The organism is Sporolactobacillus sp. CQH2019, from assembly GCF_028765345.1.
Lineage (GTDB): Bacteria > Bacillota > Bacilli > Bacillales > Sporolactobacillaceae > Sporolactobacillus.
Map to the genome: position 1 here is coordinate 19,589 of NZ_JARAJZ010000005.1, position 16,255 is coordinate 35,843.

13 protein-coding genes are annotated in these 16,255 nt (G+C 48.9%); 8 read left to right on the forward strand and 5 right to left on the reverse strand.

The genetic code is table 11. The features are described 5' to 3' along the window. Positions 1-40: 40 nt before the first annotated feature. Both OYT88_RS08230 and OYT88_RS08235 read left to right on the forward strand, forming a co-directional pair. Entirely contained in the window at positions 41-748 is a 708-nt protein-coding gene (locus OYT88_RS08230; RefSeq protein ID WP_274399234.1) for an acyl-[acyl-carrier-protein] thioesterase, read from the forward strand. Positions 749-1,166: 418 nt separating this feature from the next. Beyond that, positions 1,167-1,859: an SGNH/GDSL hydrolase family protein gene (locus OYT88_RS08235; protein ID WP_274399235.1), complete on the forward strand. Its 693-nt coding sequence runs from the start codon at positions 1,167-1,169 to the stop codon at positions 1,857-1,859. Positions 1,860-1,965: 106 nt separating this feature from the next. Here OYT88_RS08235 and OYT88_RS08240 read toward each other — a convergent pair whose 3' ends face one another. Further along, positions 1,966-4,074, reverse strand: coding sequence for a DNA topoisomerase III (locus OYT88_RS08240; RefSeq protein WP_274399237.1), 2,109 nt, complete (start codon positions 4,072-4,074; stop codon positions 1,966-1,968). A gap of 124 nt (positions 4,075-4,198) precedes the next feature. Then, positions 4,199-5,089 (reverse strand): LysR family transcriptional regulator, encoded by an 891-nt coding sequence (locus tag OYT88_RS08245; protein WP_274399239.1) that lies wholly within the window; start codon positions 5,087-5,089, stop codon positions 4,199-4,201. A gap of 121 nt (positions 5,090-5,210) precedes the next feature. On the opposite strand from OYT88_RS08245, the gene OYT88_RS08250 reads away from it, so the two are divergent. The 5 genes from OYT88_RS08250 to OYT88_RS08270 all read left to right on the forward strand — a co-directional run bounded on the left by OYT88_RS08250 (position 5,211) and on the right by OYT88_RS08270 (position 11,459). Then, positions 5,211-6,482: an APC family permease gene (locus tag OYT88_RS08250; protein ID WP_274399241.1), complete on the forward strand. Its 1,272-nt coding sequence runs from the start codon at positions 5,211-5,213 to the stop codon at positions 6,480-6,482. A gap of 143 nt (positions 6,483-6,625) precedes the next feature. Next, complete coding sequence (locus tag OYT88_RS08255; protein ID WP_274399243.1) at positions 6,626-7,060, forward strand: Hsp20/alpha crystallin family protein; 435 nt, start codon at positions 6,626-6,628, stop codon at positions 7,058-7,060. 368 nt (positions 7,061-7,428) lie between these two features. Next, a complete protein-coding gene (locus OYT88_RS08260) occupies positions 7,429-9,186 on the forward strand; it encodes an ABC transporter transmembrane domain-containing protein (protein ID WP_274399245.1) in 1,758 nt (585 codons plus the stop codon). After that, the gene (locus tag OYT88_RS08265; protein WP_443029693.1) at positions 9,183-11,000 is read left to right on the forward strand and encodes an ABC transporter ATP-binding protein; all 1,818 of its coding nucleotides are present in this window, start codon (positions 9,183-9,185) and stop codon (positions 10,998-11,000) included. Before OYT88_RS08260 ends, OYT88_RS08265 begins: the two co-directional genes overlap by 4 nt. 147 nt (positions 11,001-11,147) lie before the next feature. Next, positions 11,148-11,459, forward strand: a complete 312-nt coding sequence (locus tag OYT88_RS08270; RefSeq protein ID WP_274399247.1) for a hypothetical protein — start codon at positions 11,148-11,150, stop codon at positions 11,457-11,459. Between the two features lie 270 nt (positions 11,460-11,729). Here the strand turns inward: OYT88_RS08270 and OYT88_RS08275 are convergent, their stop codons facing one another. Next, the gene (locus tag OYT88_RS08275) at positions 11,730-12,023 is read right to left on the reverse strand and encodes a hypothetical protein (RefSeq protein WP_274399248.1); all 294 of its coding nucleotides are present in this window, start codon (positions 12,021-12,023) and stop codon (positions 11,730-11,732) included. Between the two features lie 656 nt (positions 12,024-12,679). Here OYT88_RS08275 and OYT88_RS08280 point away from each other — a divergent pair. Then, positions 12,680-13,078: a hypothetical protein gene (locus OYT88_RS08280; protein WP_274399249.1), complete on the forward strand. Its 399-nt coding sequence runs from the start codon at positions 12,680-12,682 to the stop codon at positions 13,076-13,078. A gap of 450 nt (positions 13,079-13,528) precedes the next feature. Here OYT88_RS08280 and OYT88_RS08285 read toward each other — a convergent pair whose 3' ends face one another. Continuing rightward, complete coding sequence (locus OYT88_RS08285; RefSeq protein ID WP_274399250.1) at positions 13,529-14,677, reverse strand: mechanosensitive ion channel family protein; 1,149 nt, start codon at positions 14,675-14,677, stop codon at positions 13,529-13,531. 757 nt (positions 14,678-15,434) lie between these two features. Further along, positions 15,435-15,860: a VOC family protein gene (locus tag OYT88_RS08290; RefSeq protein ID WP_274399251.1), complete on the reverse strand. Its 426-nt coding sequence runs from the start codon at positions 15,858-15,860 to the stop codon at positions 15,435-15,437. Positions 15,861-16,255 lie beyond the last annotated feature (395 nt).

Below are 16,255 nucleotides of genomic sequence, written 5' to 3' on the forward strand. Positions count from 1 at the left end.
CTGGACTACCATCTAATTAACTTGCAAGAGGTGAATTTTTTTGTATACTCTCAAAGATCGTGTTTGCGCCAGTCGAACGGGCGATGATGGTCGCTTAAGATTCTCGGATGCCATCGAAGTGATTCAGGATTGTTCGATGTTGTGGTTGGAATCGGAACCTTCTTTCCGTAATTTCTTGAAAGCAAACGATCTCGGTATGTTTTTAGTATCCCGGCAAGCAGACGTTCTGCGTTTGCCGGCTTACGGAGAAAAGATAACCGTCAGAACAAGTGTCTTTGATTGCGATAAATTTTCCGGCTATCGAAATACCCTGCTGTACGGTGAAGATGATCAACCTTGTGTTTTAACCTGGTGCATTGGTGCATTTGTCGGTTTAAACACAGGAAAAATGGCAAAAGTTCCTGAAGAGGAACAGGATAAAATTACGATCGATCGTAAAGTAAACATGGATTATCTGCCTAAACGAATTGCAGTACCGGATATTCACGAACAGAGCTTTGATCCCTTTATCGTTAAACGCAGCGATATTGATATGTATCACCATATGAATAATGCAAAGTATATTGAGAAGGCGATAGAGTTCCTGCCGAAAAATTTTACGATTCACCGAATGCGGATTGAGTATAAAATGCCGGCAAAGGCAGGATATACAATCTATCCGGGACGAATCCGGACTTCATCCGGGAAATGGTACATTTTGCTTCAAAATGCAAAAAACAGGCCGTATGCCATCCTGGAATTTTATTGATATTATCCTTATCCGTACTATTCTGCTTGTTTGCTTGTCTCAGGGGGAAACCGTTTTTAAAAAGGAAAATGGCGGAGGGCACCAATGAATCAGGCAGGCGGCCCGGCCCGTATGAAAAAAGGGAGAGCACGGAGACAGCAGATCGCTGTCTTCCTCCTTCTCATAACCATGCGGCAGGATCAATGCCTGATCGTCCGAATGTCTCTGGAAAAATGTTGTTCCATAGGGGACCCATCCCGAATATGTTGCCGGCCGCCAAGAAATTTTCCGCGTTAAAAAAATAAATTTCTTATAATCTTCTGTTGAATGCTGGGAAACGGCCGCTGGTTTTGTTAGTATGAAGGTAAAGAAGTCAGTCTGAATCGGGCGATCAATTTTCGCTGACGTTCCCGGCAGAGAAATTCAAGAGGTGAGCGAATTGAAAATCATATGTTTTGGAGACAGCGTGACTCGGGGGGTCACTTTTACCGGCGGAAGATTCAAAATTATTCGGGAAAATTATCCCGTACTGCTGCAGCGTCTTCTCGGCAGCGGCGATAAAGTGATCAACAAAGGTGTTTTTAACGATAATTCCGATCTGCTTGTGGAGCGCGTTGACAAAGACGTTCTGCAGCTTCATCCGGATCTGGTTCTGATCGGTATCGGAGGAAACGACTGTAATTTTCACTGGGATCAGGTGGCGCTTCTTCCTGAAGAGGAACATGTGCCGATTGTGCCGCTCAGCCGTTATCTTGAAAATATGAAGATATTGATTGAAAAAGTCAATTCGATCGGGGCAGTTCCTGTCGTTCTCAGTTTGCTGCCGCTTGATCCTGTCCGCTACTATCAGTCTTTAATGAAACGGTACAGCCACTCGATCGGACACTGGATCAGCTACTGCGGCGGTATTGAACATTGGCACGGCATGTACAATCGCGCGTTGAAAGATTTTGTCCGCAGGACAGGTGTACCCACGATCGATATCAGATCAGCATTCAAACGGAAGGGCAGCTTTTCGGAATTAATTAATGAAGACGGGCTGCATCCGTCTGCCAAAGGGTACCGGGCGCTCGCCGAAATCGTTTCGACGTACATTCCTGAATTGCGGACCCGGGTGAAGCAGCATGCCTGATCTTATTTTCAAAGGCAGGAAAACGTCGCTAAAATAAGGGACTGCGGTCTTCCGCGGTCCCTTTTATCAGTCATTGTTTGAATTTTTCCCCGCAGAACTCTGTCGGTCAATGATCCGTTCTTTTTTCAAGAGCCGACTTTAGTGCGTCCGCCAGACTGTTCCCCAATGGTTCACTGCTGCTGTTTATCTTCTGCATCAGCTGCCGCGTTTCACGTTTGTCCGCATGCTTTTTGGCGTGCTCCGCCTTTTCTACGATGCCGCATGTTCTGCACTGAAAATAGACTCCGGCCTTGCCCTGATGGATTTCCATCTTCTTATGGCACGTCGGGCATCTGCGGTTGGACAGTTTCGGATCTTTGCGTTTTCGGTAACCGCAGGCGCGGTTAATGCACACAAGCACCCGGCCGCCGTCGCGGTCCTTGCCTTCTTTCATCGGCGAGCCGCATTCCGGGCATTTTGTTCCGGTCAGATTCTGAATTTTGTAAGATTGTTCGCTTTCTTTAATTTCCTGAACGAGCCGGACGGTCTGCTCGCGTATATTTTTAATAAAACGATCCGGGCTGCCTGTCCCCTTAGCAATATCCTCCAGCTGATTCTCCCATTTTGCCGTCAGTTCCGGCGATTTAAGGGTGGGATTGACGAGATCGATCAGCTGTCTGCCTTTGGGTGTCGGATGAAGCCTTCCGCCCGCATTCCGTTCGATTGCTTCGGATTGAAGCAGCTTCTCGATAATATCGGCGCGTGTCGCCGGTGTGCCGAGTCCGTATTTTTCCATTTTTGTCAGCAGATCGGCTTCAGAAAGGCGTGCGGGAGGTTCCGTCATTTTCTGCTGCAGCGAAACCTTACCGATGGGAAGCGCCTGCCCTTCCCGCAGGGACCCGTGGGTCTGAGGCGCCCGTTCTTCGCCTGTTCCCACGATCCGCCTGAATCCCGGATCAATCTCAACGGTGTCCTGTATGACCAGATGCTGGTTGCCGGCCGATAGAAGGGCACGGACGGATTCATATTGATGCTCCGGATAAAACAGCGCCAGGAAGCGGCGTATGACCATATCGTAAAGTTTTCGTTCATCCGCAGACAGATCGCCGATGTAAACGGGCTGTTCGGTCGGAATCAGCGCATGGTGATCGCCTACTTTTGCGTCATTGAACACATTGGCTGCCAGTACCTTGCCTTTTTGTTTGTGAAGAATCGGCCGTGTTTCCTCCCCGTAAACGGACGAAATCGCTTTTAGACGCTCAGGCATGGTCGCGGCAATGTCCCAGGTCAGATAGCGTGAATCCGTGCGCGGGTAAGTGACAATTTTGTGCCGTTCATAAAGCGCCTGCAGCACGTTCAATGTTTTCTTCGCGGAAAAACCGAGGTGCCTGTTGGCATCGCGCTGCAGTTCCGTCAGATCATAGGGAAGCGGCTGATGCTCTTTTTTCCGCCTGATCTCTAATTTGTCGACGACCGCCTGTTGTCCCTTCAGTTCTTTAACGATGGTTTCAGCTTGCTGCGGATCAAAAAGGCGGGATTGTTCCCCGTGCCGCCATGCCGCCGTATATCCTCCGATCCGGGCGTCGATCGTCCAGTAGGGCTGCGGACGAAAGGACTGGATCGTCTCCTCTTGGTCGATGATCATAGAAAGTGTCGGCGTCTGGACGCGTCCGGCGGATAAAGAGTCCTCGTATTTTGTCGTAAGCGCTCGCGAAACATTCAATCCGATCAGCCAGTCGGCCTGTGAACGGCATACGGCCGACTGATAAAGTTTATCATAATCTCCGGCAGGTTTCAGGCGGCTGAATCCATCACGGATCGCCCGGTCAGTCTGCGAAGAGATCCACAGCCGTTGGACCGGTTTCCGCCAGCCGATTTTTTCAATAATCCAGCGGGCGACGAGTTCGCCTTCCCGTCCGGCATCTGTTGCGATCACAAACGTACCGAGATCTTTGCGCTGAGCCAGCCGGCGGATCGCATGAAATTGTGCGCTCGTCTGTTTGATCGTTTTTATCTCCATTTTCTTCGGTATAATCGGCAGATCATCCATCCGCCATGTCTTGTAGCGATTGTCGTAGTCTTCGGGCATCTTGAGTTCAATCAGATGGCCGAGTGCCCACGTGACAACGTAACGGTCGCCTTCAATGTAATTTCGACTGTTATTGCGACAGCCGAGCACGCGGGCGATTTCTCTGGCGACGCTTGGTTTTTCCGCCAAAATAAGAGATTTGGTCATATCGTGACTTCCTTTCAGGCAGCGTCTTCACGGCCGGCGGCAATAAAAATCGGCCGATCGGCAGCTGCACAATGATCATTATACAGGAACACCGGAGCGGAGAAAAACGATATTAGTCCGCAATCTAGTCTTTCAAGCTTTCCCGGGTCAGGTTCAGAAATGCGGCAAGCGCCGGGGAGAGCCACTTGTCTTTGTGGCGGACAAGATGCGAGTGAACAGATAAAGGAGTCCCTCCCCAGGGGAGCAGGGCGATCTCTCCATTCCCAAGTTCTTTCCGGAAGGTTATTTCCGGGAGAACGGCAATGCCCAGTCCGGCTATGACGCATTGTTTGATCGCCTCCACACTGGCAAACTCAAAAACATGTTCGGGGACTAAACCGCAGTTCGAAAAATCACGATCGAACTGACGGCGGTAACTGCAGTTTTTTTCGGTCAGCAGCAAGGACTCTTCGTATAAATCGGCCGGAACAACGGTCTTTTTCCTGAACAGAGGATGATCCGGCGCAGCGACGACGCCGATCGTTTCTTTTTTTAACTTTTCAATAACAAACACGTCCGGAATGAGATCGACGTCCATCAGAATTGCGGCATCCAGGCTGCCTTTCTCAAGCCGGTCAAGAATGTCGCGGTCGGAAATGCCCGGAGAGAAATGAAAGCGGACTTTGGGATAGCGGTGCCTGAAATCGGACAGGATCGGAGGGAGCCGGTAGGTGCACAGGCTTTCGGTAGCGCCGATGACCAATGTACCGGACGGTTCTTTTTCTGACATAACGGCTTTTCTGGCTTCATTTGTTAAAGAAAGAATCTGATTGGCATAGATCTGCAGTTTTCTGCCGGCATCTGTCAGTGCCAGACTTTTTCCCAATCTGTCGAAGAGCTGAACGCCGAGCTCATCCTCGAGCGACTTAATATGAGCGGTGACACTCGATTGGGCGAAGTTCAATTGCTCAGCCGTATGGGTAAAATTTAATTTTTCAGCAGCCTTCTGAAAAGTGATCAGCTGTTTGATCTCCATAATATCCCCCCTCTATCAAAATTTCCGATCGTTTTTATCGAAATAATCATCTTTACCGATTGCCTGATCACTCATATGATACAGGAAAAGCTGCCGTTTGCAAAGAACAGGAGGCAAGAAGATGAAAAAAGAGATCAAAGCAACGATTCGGCTGCCGCAGGCTGTTGCTCTCTATATTGGTGCGGTGCTTGGATCCGGTATATTAATTGTTCCGGGCCTGGCTGCACGAATGGCCGGTCCTGCTTCATTAATCGACTGGGGCTTTCTCATGGTTCTGGCTTTGCCGCTCTCTGTGTCCATGGCTTATCTCGCACAGGAATATCCAAGCTCCGGCGGAGTAGCGCATTTTGTTCGGCTGGCCTTCGGTGAACGGGCAGGATCGATCGTCGGCTGGTTTTTCCTGATGTCGGTACCGATCGGGGCTCCGGTTGCCGCATTGACAGGATCCGGTTATTTAAGCGCAGCGCTTGGACAGACTGAAACTTTCACGATTTTTATCGCCTGCCTGATTTTATTTGCCGCCGTTGCCCTGAATTATTTAGGCATGAGTCTGGCGGGGAAGATTCAGATCGCTGTGGTTGCCGGAATCCTCGGCATTCTGATTGCGGCGATTCTTGGTGCCGTCCCCCATATGAAAGTTGTCAATTTTGAGCCCTTTATGCCTCACGGTGCGGCCGCGGTGGGCAGCGCTTCAACAATCCTTTTCTGGTGTTTTATCGGCTGGGAAGCCGTCTCTCATCTGTCAGCAGAATTTGTCCGTCCTGAAAGGGACGTCATGCGGGCTACGATCCTTTCCGCCGGGCTGGTCGGAACCATTTATTTTATGACAGCGGCAGCGGTTATCGGAACAGACAGTTATCGGCAGCAGTCGCAGGCGGCTCTGGTTGCTGTCGCCAGGCTGGCTTTCGGCCAAACCGGCGGCGTCCTGATCGGTCTATCCGGTCTGCTCATCTGTCTGGCAACCGTTGTGGCTTATATCGGTGCGGCGTCAAGGCTTGGACGTGCCTTATCTGAAACCGGCAGCGCACCAGGCTGGCTGGGCCTCATTTCAAAGAAGTACGGAACACCGCTCGGCGGGCTGCTTTTTTTGAGCCTGTGCTTTATCTTCGTCATGATATTTTTCGGATTGAAGATCGTGACACTGACTGATCTAATCCAGTTGCCGAATGCGGCATTTCTATTAACGTACTTTGGCGGCTGCGCGGCCGGTGTCGTTCTGTTCAGAAACGAACGGAAAAAACGGCTGATCAGTCTGACCGCTGCGGCAGCCACCTTCATTATGATCTTCTTTATCGGCCGGGCGCTCGTCTATCCGGCAATCATCCTGGCGGTTATGCTGATCTTCAGGCTGGTCCCCGGAGCGATTGCCCGCTTCATGAGACGGATTGGCTGAAGGGCACAAAAAAAGGTCAAAATTTCCACAAAATAGTTTGACCTTATTTGACCAAAGGTCTATAATAAAAGCTGTAGGAGATAGGGATACAAAAAAACAGACATGCAAAAAATACCCTTATAACATTCGAGGAGGAATGCTTTATGGCAAATCTGTATCCAACTAAAAAAGATCGCGACGGGTTTTTTGATTTCCTGCCTTCCTGGTTTGATGAATGGGGGCACAATTTCTTCCGCAACACGGGCATTCAGCCTTTTGCGGCAGACGTTCAGGAAAAGAGCAATGCTTATGAGGTGAAGGTCGATCTGCCGGGTTTCAGCAGGGATAATATTCACCTGGACTTTGATCAGGGCGTGCTGACAATCGATGCGACCCGTGAACAGGAAACGAATGAAAAGGCGGAAGACGGCAGTTTCATCCGCAAGGAGCGCGCATCCGGATCTTATACGCGCAGATTTATGCTTGACGGGATCAAAGAAGACGAAATCAAAGCCTCATTCAAAGACGGCGTTCTTCAGGTTACACTTCCTAAGAGAGAAGAAGCGCAGAAACCGAGTAAATCCATTTCGATCGATTAAACATGAAACAGTCAGTAAAAATGGGGACCGTATTGCAGCGGTTTCCATTTTTTTGCCTTTTCATATTTACTTGGCTGATAAATCAAGATATAATGATTTCAATAATTAATAATCGAGAAGGAGGCGGGCGTCATGAAGTTGACCCCTATTACGGCTGATTGGACACAGCGGATCAGAATGTTTGCCGCTATTAGCGGACTGCCGACGCCCGGCTCCTTTTTCCGGCACGGATAACGGCTGATCATTTATTTTCTTGTCTAATAAATGATTCGTTTGTTTATTTCCTATGAGCCACAGGAGAAGAGATGGTGATTTTCTCCTGTGGCTTTTTACTGCCGGAAAGCGGCTGCATCAAGGGAGGGAATACGGTGCGTATTTTTTACGATTTGTGGTGGTTTTTCAAACAGGAAAAATTCAGATATCTGTTCGGTATTGCTTTTCTGATGCTTTCCAGTTTTCTTTCGCTGATCCCGCCTTACGTCGTCGGCATACTGGTGGACGCAATCAAGGGGAGGACGCTGACACCGTTTCTGCTGGCAGAATGGATTTTGTTTCTTGTCCTGATCGGTATTATTTATTATTGTACAGGATATTTATGGCGTCAGCTTATTTTCGGATCATCCGTCATTCTTGCAAAACAGCTTCGAGATACACTCTATACGCATTTTACGCGGCTGTCGCCTAATTTCTACCAGAAAACGCGGGTCGGAGACATGATGGCGCATGCGACAAATGATATAAATGCTGTACAGAATGCTGCGGGCGAAGGCATTCTGACGCTGGTCGATTCGATAACAATGGGCGCTATGGTGATTGTCAGCATGGCGGCGCTGATCAGCTGGAAATTAACGCTGATCGCTCTTCTCCCGATGCCGGTCATGGCAATTCTGACGATGCACTACGGCTCGCTCCTTCATAAACGATTCGGCAAGGCCCAGGCAGCTTTCTCCGATCTGAATGACAAGGTTCAGGAAAATATAGCCGGCGTTCGCGTAATCAAGGCGTTTGGCGAAGAGAATGCCCAGATCGATCGATTCAGCAGAGCCTCTCAGGACGTCGTTAATAAAAATATCGCTGTTGCGAAAATTGATTCCCTGTTCGATCCGACGATTACGCTGATCGTCGGAGTCTGCTATTTTCTCGCGCTTGCTTTCGGTTCCATTTATGTCGTGAACGGTTCACTGACGATTGGACGCCTGACCAGCTTCACGCTTTATCTCGGTCAGCTTGTCTGGCCGATGCTCGCTTTCGGATTCCTTTTCAACACGGTTGAGCGCGGCAGAGCTTCGTACGACCGGATCCGGCGGCTCCTCTCCGTGAAACCCGAGATTGTCGACAGTAAAGCCGCTCTGGACGTCATCCCGAGCGGCGACATTGATTATCGCATCGGCTCATTTTGCTATCCGGGCAGTGAAACAGCGGTTTTATCGAATATTTCCCTTACGCTGAAAAAAGGACAGACGCTGGGCATCGTCGGGAAGACAGGAGCTGGGAAGACAACCTTGCTCAGGCTGCTGCTCAGAGAGTTCGATGTGCGGGACGGGGAGATAGAGATAGGCGGAACGCCGATTAAACGGTTCACTTTGGGGGCTCTGAGAAGCGCCATCGGTTATGTTCCTCAGGATCATATCCTTTTTTCGGCGACTATTGCGGAAAATATTGCGTTTGCCCGCGCCGGTGCATCGCGGGAAGAGATTGAAAGAGCGGCCAGACTCGCCAATATTCATGAGGAGATACTGGATTTTAAAGACGGCTACGACACCGTCGTCGGAGAACGGGGCGTCACGCTGTCCGGCGGTCAGAAACAGCGTGTATCTATCGCCCGCGCCCTGCTCGCCGATCCTGAAATCCTGATCTTCGACGACTCGCTGTCTGCCGTCGATGCGCGCACCGAAGTCGCTATTCTGCAGGCCCTGAAAAGCGAAAGGCGCCATAAAACAACATTGATTTCGGCTCATCGGCTCAGCGCGGTGGAACATGCCGATTTAATCATCGTTATTGAGGACGGACGGATTGCGGAACAGGGAACGCACCGGGAATTGCTGAAAGGGAACGGGTGGTATGCCGAAATGTATGCACACCAGCAGCTGGAATCGCTCGTGATGGAAGGAGGAAACCGTCTGTGAAAGAAAAAATAAAGCAGAATCGTGAAAAGATCTCAGAAGATCATGTGCTGCTGCGGCTGATGACGTACCTCAAGCATTTCAGGAAAAGTCTCGGTCTTGCCTTTATCATGCTGGTTATCGCGACCGTAGCCGACGTCCTCGGACCGATTGTCATGAAAATTTTTATAGATAATTATTTAACGCCGCGGAAATTTCCATGGCAGGCACTGACACTGCTGGCGGCACTTTTTATTGTTTTATATGCTGTATCGGCCATTTTTCATTATTTGCAGGCGCTGTCTTTTCAGAAAATCGCTTTGCATGTTATTCAGAAAATGCGCGTCGAAGTTTTCAGCAAGGTCCAGCACCTTGGCCTGACTTTCTTTGACCGGACACCCGGCGGCAGCCTCGTTTCCAGAATCACGAATGATACCGAAGCGATAAAAGATCTTTACGTGAGCGTACTCTCGACCTTCATCAGCAGCGGAATCACGATGATCGGCATTTTTACGGGCATGTTTTTTCTTGATGGCCGGCTTGCGCTGATCTGTCTCGTTCTGATGCCGTTCATTCTTATTCTGATGTGGGCCTACAGAAAACTCAGTTCTAAGGTCTACCGGGTAACCCGTGTCAAACTGAGTCAGCTCAATGCGAAGCTGAATGAGTCGCTTCAAGGGATGGCGATGATTCAGGCCATGCGTCAGGAGCGGCGCATGCGCGAAGAATTCGGCAAAATCAACAATGAACATAAAAAGGCGTTGATGAAAAGCGTGCGGCTGAACAGCCTAATGCTGCGTTCTGCTGTCTATTCCGTATATTTACTTGGACTGATTATGATTCTTAGCTTTTTCGGCATACAGTCTCTCGGCGGTGTCGTGCAAATAGGGGTGCTCTATGCCTTTGTCAACTATCTGGATCGCTTTTTTGACCCGATTAACCAGATCATGCAGCAGCTGACGTTCTATCAGCAGGCCATGGTTTCGGCGGAGCGCGTGTTCGGATTGCTGGACGAAGAGCGGACGGCTCCCGCCCGCCAGGGGACGGAGCGGCCCGCTGTCGTCAACGGGCGTGTCGAATTCAGAGATGTATCGTTTTCTTATGACAGCAAGACCGACGTACTCAAACATATTTCGTTTGTCGCCGAGCCAGGAAAGACCGTGGCGCTGGTCGGGCACACGGGAAGCGGCAAGAGTTCGATCATCAACCTGCTGATGCGCTTTTATCCGGTTGAGCGGGGCGCAGTTTACATAGACGGGAAACCGCTGAAGACTTTCTCGGACGAAGAGCTGCGCCGAAAATTGGGACTTGTCCTGCAGGATTCATTCCTGTTTGTCGGTGATGTGGCAGACAATATCCGCCTCAGCCGTCGCCAGGTCAGCGATGCAGAAGTGAAAAAAGCGGCGGAATTCGTTCAGGCCGACCCGTTCATTGAGCAGCTGCCCCGCAAATATCACGAACCGGTCGGAGAGCGCGGGGCGACTTTTTCAAGCGGGCAGCGCCAGCTTCTGTCATTTGCACGGACCATGGCGCTCAATCCGAAAATTCTGGTGCTCGATGAGGCCACCGCTAATGTAGATACCGAAACAGAAGAAGCAATTCAGGCAGCTTTGAAAAAGATGAGAGAGGGAAGGACGACGATTGCGATCGCCCACCGTCTGTCGACTGTTCAGGATGCGGATCAGATCCTTGTGCTTCATCACGGCGAAATTGTTGAACGGGGAACGCATCAGTCGCTTCTGAAAGAAAAAGGGCTTTATTTCAATATGTATCAGCTTCAGCATGGAAAAGAAAAGCCGAACGAATCGATTGTCGTCCGCTCATCGTCCGATCGTTAACTTTGCCGGAGAAGAGCAGGGAAAACGGCTTCTCAATGTATAAACGGCCGGAACGGCTGGCTCTTCCGTATCCATGAGAATATGACATATAATAAGGATAGTGATAGAAAACCTGCGAAGAAATTGAGCAAGAGGTGGTTTTTTATAATGGCAAAACAAATCGTATCGATCAAAGTCCCGATCAAGTCGGTCAGTGCCCTGACATTAAAACGTGCCTTGCGCCTATATGAGACAATTAAAAAAAGCCGCAGTACTGCGTATTTCTCTGCTAATGAAAAAACTTTTTGTATAAATGATTTGCCGGAGACGATAAAATTTCTTTCCTCTCTTCAAGGGAAGGAGATACTGCTTATTATAGAAGGCGAAGACGCGGATGCACTGTACCGGAGAATTCTGGATTCAATCAAACTCCTGAGAGAAAATGCACGCGAGAATCCCGGCCTATATCGTCAGGAATGACCACTGGATAAAAGACGCGGCCGGAGGCAGTTTCCGGTCTATTAGTAAAGGAACGATCGAAAAGCGGAGACGGAAGGGTCCCGCTTTTTTGGTTTTTATGGATGAAATGTATGCGCTTAATAAAGTTGTTTCAAAAATTCACGTCATAAAGTATACCTTACCTAAGGTAACTCATGGCGTGTTTTTTATTACCATTTATCAGAGGTGGGAGATGGCTAAAAGTAAGGATTCATGGTGATTTTTTCATTTGAAAAAATGCTGGAATAACTGTTATATAAAAAAGTTGTTTCCTGAAAAAGTGTTGTTGCGCAGTAGGGCCGTCCTGCTGACATTAATAGGAATGAAGTGAAAGGCTGTAGAAATATGGAACAAATGAATTTTTTGCCATGATTCAGCCGAATTAGGAGGTGAGTCCGGCGCCTTTGGGGCACAACGACCGATAAACGAGGTGCGCTGACCGATAAAGTTGCTGTGCCGACCGATAAATGAAGTTCGCTGACCGATGAAATTGCCGTGCTGACCGATAAACCTCTCTTTTAACGTTTCGGTGCGTCTTTTCAGCATTTCGGATCGGCTTTCTTCCGATTCGGAGCGAGTTCTGATCGATTGGGCGCGACTTCGAAAATTCGGCGCGAGTTTCTGGCATTTCGGAGCGACATTTTAGTGATTCGGTGCGGCTTTCTCTCATTTCGGTGCGACTCAAACTCGATTCGGTGCGACTGATAGTTTTTTTCAGTTCCGACTCTACCTTTTTTGATTGGGTGCAGTTCTCTAAATCCGATCGGACTGTGCACGGAATTCGTCAACTGCACAACAGTCTGCTTTCTTAATTATAGAGTAGTAAAAGACTTTTTTGTCACGAAATCTGTGGGCGAACAAAAGAATTGCTGCCTGAGTAAACAACTATTTTCTCTAATCGATTTGTATTTCAGTGTGAGAATGCTATTTTGCGCTGTCCTGAGTAAACAGCTTTATTTGTATTTATCATGCAAAAAATAGTCCCGTGTTTTTTGCAGACGGCCGAATGCTCTTCTTATTGAAGGCATGTTCCCCTTTTAATAAGCATACATTCGAAGTGAAAAGACTGTCGTCTGCAGAAAGAATAAGCGATTTTTCCATCGTGCAAAACGGCGTTCTTTCTGATCGATGCCATCGGCGGCCGGATCATCGGACAATACGGCTTTTTCCGATAAGCATGATCCGCGGCAAAGGAGGAAGTCATGAGCGATCGGAAACTTGCTGAAAAAATCATAGGAACCATGGGTACCGTTCTTGCAGCTCTTCAGGCATTTTTCGGGCTTTTCCTGCTGATTGCCCTCAGGTTCCCGGCGACGCAAGCGGGTGTTGTAAGAAGCGCCGGCATGGCGAATGTTTTCGGAGCGTCGGACAGCCTGAACGCATTCAGCGTGCAGGCTGTAATTGCGGGTACCGTCTCATTCGCCGTCGCCGCAGCCGCGCTTTTTATTTTGAATGATAAAAAAGGGACACTGACGGGCATGATGCTGATCCTTGCAGGGGCAGAAAATAGTGTGGTCCTTTTTGCCGCGGGTCTTCCGGCCGGACTGGTTCTGATGGCTGCAGGAATGATTGCCTTGCTCAGAAGGACGGGTACTGAATAGGGCGCGAACTGCATCGGCATTAAAATGCCGGGCTGCTGGAAACCGGGAAAAACAAGATTGTCATTCAATAGTTAGAGAGCCTGCCCGACCACGTGCACATGATGATGAGTTTTCCACCTAACAGGACGCCGTCATCCGTGGTTAAATCATTTTAAAGGGGCACTGGTTCAGGCAATATCCTGAAACCAGGCAGAAACCTTGGGGCCATCTCCGGTCACCCGGTTATTTCATGAGCCCCCCGGGCGATGTGTCGAAGGAGAGGGAGCCGGATATATTGAAAATCAGTTAACTGAATACAACAACGGATGCCCGAGACGTTGATTCATTCCGGCACTCAAGTACCGGGTTTTCTCAACTCAACCGGCGTCCTGTATAAAAAGATCACGCACCCGTTTGCAGGAGATCAGCTGCAGACGGATGCGCTTTTTGCCTGTCCAAAAACCGGACGGCCTATTTTCTGGATCTGAGCTGTACCGTTTCGGTCAGATTTTTGTCATCTGAAGCCGGTTTGACCGGAAGCACAAGTTTCTGTTTCGGTTTGCTCTGATCGGCGTCTGAAATCGTTCGCGGGAAAACTTTTGCCAGGCTAATGCCTTGTTTTTCCAACAGGCCGAGAATAGCCAGATTGTACTTTTCTTTCACTTTCATCCACTCTTCATATTCGGTGGTTGGAATAAAAAATTGCACGATTAAATTCTTGCTGGATGAAGTGATCCGGTCGAGATAGACCATCAGTCCGTCCTTAAGGATCTGCGGATCGTCGGAAAGAAGGCGGCGGACAGCCTGAATACAGATCGTCAGCTGTTCATTCGTCGTCTCAAGATCAAGCTGAACGTTCAGCGAAATCCGTCGTTTTTCCATTTTCGACAGATTGGTGATCGGCTGATTGGCAAGGGTGGAATTCGGTACGGTAACAAGCGCCTGCTCCGGCGTGCGGATCCTTGTCGATCGGAAGTTAATATCTTCAACGACCCCCTCAATGGTTCCGGTCTGGATCAGATCGCCTATCGTAAACGGCGCGTCGGTGATAATCACAAAACCGCCGAACAGATTGCTTAAAGTGTCCTTTGCCGCCATCGCAATGGCAAGCCCGCCGATTCCAAGTCCGGTGATCAGCCCGGTCACATGATAATTCCACTGTTCCAGAATCAACGCGGCTGTCAGCACGACAACGATGAACTTGGTCAGCTTGGAAAGAAACGGAATGATGATATTATTAAACTGCAGGTCGAAACGGTCGCCCATCCTGTTGAAAAATATCCCGATCGCGTCGGAAAAAAGAAAGAAGCCCCAGCCAATCGAGAAAGTGGCGGCCGATTTGTACAAGAGCGAGAGGGCTGCTTTCCAATGGGCCGGCATCGGCAAGTAGGAGAGAGATAAATAGATGCCGGTCATGACGAGAATGAATATAATCGGCTTGCGAAACGCTGAGAACAGCGCTTCGTCGATCCGGCTTTTGCTCATCTTCGCAATTTTTGCAGTGAACTTCAGAAAGTACTTGGAAAACAGTTTTCCTGCCAGAATAAACATAAGAAAAATGGCGACGGCGATCGTTCCGTCAATCCATGTAATATTTGTCAGCCAAACAAAATTGTTCAAGATGATTTCACTCCGCGAAAGAATTTACTAGTTATTTATTATCATAACATGTTAGAGTTCGGAGCGCATGTGCAGAATAAAACCTCTTGATTGACAGCAGACAATTGACTTCTGCCTTTATACTTTATATGAGCGTGAAGCCGCGGCCGAATAGGGCAGGCGGTTTATTTACGGAGATATTTTTGAATTGATGAATCGAGGAGGCTTTTATAATGAAAAGAACCGGCGAATTTGTTCAATCTATTCTAGCAGCCGCTATTAATCTCCTGGCGCTGTTCTACGGGGCCCGTGCCCTGACGGTGAATCCGTCGTCCTGAAACAGCAGCTCAAAGCCGCAGGATCCGCTCCGGATTCACAGAATATTAATAACGCAATCCACTTGTTTCATACTGGCGGATCCGTTCTCATCATTCTGTCAATTGTCAGCATCATTCCGGCAGGGATTGCCCTCATTCTTCTAAAGCGCAGCCATCCGAAACTCGGGGGATGGCTCTTGATCTTGTCCGGTGCGGCGAGCCTGCTCGAAATCGTTCCGGGCATTCTCTATATCATTGCAGGAATCATGGCTTTGGTCAGGAAGCCGGCGCCTCAATAAGCTGTCCGTACCCATCGCGGATTTTAAGGGGGGAGGTTTTGAAAAATGACAGGAAAAAAGAACAGCGGCCGTACCCTTAAAAGCAGAAAAACGGTTCTGTCACACAAGGGGGCGACGGAGCCGTTTTTCTGTATCCTGCAAATATAAACTGAAATCCTTTTCTCACTTGTTGCCTTCCGTGAAGATCTGGAAAGTCACGCCGAACCGATCCGTTACAATGGCGTAAGCCGGGCTGAAAAAAGTTTTCTGAAGCGGCATTTTGACCGCACCGCCCTCGCTCAGCGCCTCGAAAATCCGGCCTGACCGTTCCTTGTCATCGACCGTGATGCAGATGGTTATCTGATCGCCGGGCTTGCTGGACTGCCCGGGAAAATTGTCGGAAAACATTAAATCGGAATCGCCGATTTTTACCAGGGCATGAGAAACAAGCTTCTTGGCTGCTTCCGGAAGAGGAGCATTCGGATTTCCCGGCATTTCTCCGAAAGTCTGTTTGAAGACGACTTTTGCATCCAGTGCTTTTTCATAAAACTGAATCGCTTCCTCAGTGTTTCCGTTCATCATCAAATAGGGACTTAATCGCAACGGCATGATCAATCCGCTCCTTTTTATACTTTTTAAAGGTCATCTGTCTTATTGCATAGAATGATTATACAAGAAGGAACATACGTTTGCAATCGTGCGGGTGCCGAATTCAACACCTTTACAGAATCTTTAAAACAGACGGATGTCTGAACGGCCGTTTGCCGATCCGGCAGATAAATGAAACATGCTGTGCGGAAGACTGTGAAAACAGCCCGAGTCAGCATATGGCTGCTTACTCCGTCCGGGCAGTAAAATAATTGCAGGGGATGACTCCGGTATACCCTGTGTCATTGCCATTATGAACTTAAATCGGGATTAAGCTGAAAGCGTCCAGATTGTTCACAAACCAATCGGCCGAACTGAAGGTCCGTTAAGTATGTTAAAATAAAAGACAGAACAGA

Bases quoted from the DNA above. Each gene is read 5' to 3' on its own strand.
- OYT88_RS08240 (WP_274399237.1), bottom strand. From the start codon at position 4,074: ATGACCAAATCTCTTATTTTGGCGGAAAAACCAAGCGTCGCCAGAGAA.
- OYT88_RS08245 (WP_274399239.1), bottom strand. From the start codon at position 5,089: ATGGAGATCAAACAGCTGATCACTTTTCAGAAGGCTGCTGAAAAATTA.
- OYT88_RS08250 (WP_274399241.1), top strand. From the start codon at position 5,211: ATGAAAAAAGAGATCAAAGCAACGATTCGGCTGCCGCAGGCTGTTGCT.
- OYT88_RS08255 (WP_274399243.1), top strand. From the start codon at position 6,626: ATGGCAAATCTGTATCCAACTAAAAAAGATCGCGACGGGTTTTTTGAT.
- OYT88_RS08270 (WP_274399247.1), top strand. From the start codon at position 11,148: ATGGCAAAACAAATCGTATCGATCAAAGTCCCGATCAAGTCGGTCAGT.
- OYT88_RS08275 (WP_274399248.1), bottom strand. From the start codon at position 12,023: ATGCTGAAAAGACGCACCGAAACGTTAAAAGAGAGGTTTATCGGTCAG.
- OYT88_RS08280 (WP_274399249.1), top strand. From the start codon at position 12,680: ATGAGCGATCGGAAACTTGCTGAAAAAATCATAGGAACCATGGGTACC.
- OYT88_RS08290 (WP_274399251.1), bottom strand. From the start codon at position 15,860: ATGCCGTTGCGATTAAGTCCCTATTTGATGATGAACGGAAACACTGAG.